Genomic DNA, 1,959 nt, shown 5'->3' with positions numbered 1-1,959 from the left:
CCTTTATGATGGCAGCCTTCAAATCGACAACAACCTGGTAGAAAATGCAATAAGACCGGTGAGCCTGGGCAGGAAAAACTATCTCTTTGCAGGAAGCCACGAAGCGGCGCAAAGATCAGCAATGATCTATTCTTTCTTTGCGATCTGCAAAAAACATGAGGTTAATCCCTACAAGTGGCTTAAATACACGCTGGAAAATATTATGTCCATAAACCACAAGAAAATTAAAGACCTGTATCCACAGAACTTTAAAAATATAAATGGTTAATTAAATATGTACTTTATAGGCTGCATACCAATTTTCGATACTTTTATTTTTGGCGAACCCGTAAGATCAATCGGGACAACTTTTTGCTTATGGACAACCAAGCAAAAAAATTGGCAGATTGGAGAAGTAGAAAACTATGAGGACAATTCAGAAGAAATGCTAAACATTTTTGACGGACAACCTCAAATTTATATTGATTGGGCGACAGACTATTTTGAAGAAAGCTATAAAGAAAGTGGCATTCCGTTGGACACAGTAACAAAAATTTACGGTGGACAAACTTTGACAAAAGAAATGGTCTTATCAATCGTTGACGAACTCGAAGATTGGGAGCAACTTGAAACTGACTTGAACGAAATTGGCTATCCATACAATTTTGACTGACACGTGGAAAACACCAGCAGGCAATTTCGGTTTGGCAATATGGCGGCTGAAGTGCTAAGTTCAACTTCAGTTCTTCGATTGAACTTTTGTGCTAAAGTCTCCGCTTTCGGCAATACCCAAAACATTGGCTGCCATTTAGTGGACACTCTTCACAACACAAATAGCAAGAATAAAAATGAATGAGTTTGTAAATAAGTTTAAAGCGCAAATTGATAGTTTTTGGGACGTGGGCGAATACGAAAAAAAGATGGTTTTAAGTGAAGTTTTGAAATATGCTAATTCTAATCAACAGAAGTTTAAAAATGAAATAAATCAAGTCAAATTTGACAATGATTTAATGGCATTGCCCATAATTTCAGAGGCTCTTTCTATGGACACAGAAAATTGGGGACAGTTTTATGTTGACTTATTAGACGATATTTTAGAAACTGCAAAACAATCAAGTAAACCGAATGACATTCTAAATAATTTACAAGAATTTTCATACATAGAGAACGACAGCAAGCCATTTGTACAAAAAATTGTTGACAGACTTTATAAGGAAGTTGACGCTGAAAACTTGAATGTTAAGCTTGCATCAATTTGGACACTTCCTAACTATTTAGACAATAATTCACTAAGAAATAAAAGTTCAATAATTGACAAATTGCGACAACAACTTTATAACCAAAATTGGAAAGTTAGAGTTGTTGCGTTTAAGTCATTAGGCTTTGAAAACTTATTGCCAGACGGATACAAACTTTCATTAAAAGACAAGTTGACAAAATTATTTTTTGGCGAGCCACCAATCATTTGACAAAAAAAAATGGCAGCCAACATCAGGTTTTGTGCAATTGGTGCATTACTTTGCAGCAATCATCAGCAGTGCATATCCAAACTTTATATTCGTCGGACGGAATTCTGTTGGGCAGTAGTTTTAACTTCGGCTTTTAGTTATAAATTTAGCTTCAGTTCCGGGCAGACAGTTGGTTAATTCCGCCACATCGCAAAGCCCCAAAACGTTGCCTGCTTGTAATCAGTAAGTTAATCTGCACAGAAATCGGCAAATAAGAATACACCAAAAACGGCAACAAGAGTGCACAAAAAAAACGGTAGGATAATTAAACCCCACCGTTTAATACGACCTTCATCGGCTTACGACAACTGATGAATATGCACGCATTCTTGAACAAATTTATGATGTATTATGAAATTAAGCGAATGTCCCTTGCCGGACGTTCAGCTTCAAAGATCAGCAAGGCGCTGAACTGTAACCGCAGAACGGTAAAAAAGTACCTTGAGATGGATGACGGGGAGTTTGACGCCTT

Annotated in this window: 3 protein-coding genes; all 3 read left to right on the top strand. The window is 36.8% G+C overall.

The genetic code is table 11. From position 1 onward, the window contains the following. Nucleotides 1-268, top strand: a 268-nt coding sequence (locus EZ449_RS22440) for an IS66 family transposase (protein WP_131557664.1), incomplete at its 5' end; no start/stop codon positions are given. Nucleotides 269-274: 6 nt separating this feature from the next. After that, the gene (locus EZ449_RS22435; RefSeq protein WP_131563119.1) at nucleotides 275-652 is read left to right on the top strand and encodes a hypothetical protein; all 378 of its coding nucleotides are present in this window, start codon (nucleotides 275-277) and stop codon (nucleotides 650-652) included. 175 nt (nucleotides 653-827) lie between these two features. Continuing rightward, complete coding sequence (locus EZ449_RS22430; RefSeq protein ID WP_131563117.1) at nucleotides 828-1,448, top strand: hypothetical protein; 621 nt, start codon at nucleotides 828-830, stop codon at nucleotides 1,446-1,448. Nucleotides 1,449-1,959 lie beyond the last annotated feature (511 nt).

This window comes from Pedobacter frigidisoli (assembly GCF_004331675.1).
Taxonomy (GTDB): Bacteria; Bacteroidota; Bacteroidia; order Sphingobacteriales; family Sphingobacteriaceae; genus Pedobacter; species Pedobacter frigidisoli.
Note: the sequence above shows the minus strand (reverse complement) of the source record. Positions and strands in the feature narration are given on the sequence as shown.

Coding starts and splice junctions, on each gene's coding strand:
- EZ449_RS22435 (WP_131563119.1), top strand. CDS start 275: ATGTACTTTATAGGCTGCATACCAATTTTCGATACTTTTATTTTTGGC.
- EZ449_RS22430 (WP_131563117.1), top strand. CDS start 828: ATGAATGAGTTTGTAAATAAGTTTAAAGCGCAAATTGATAGTTTTTGG.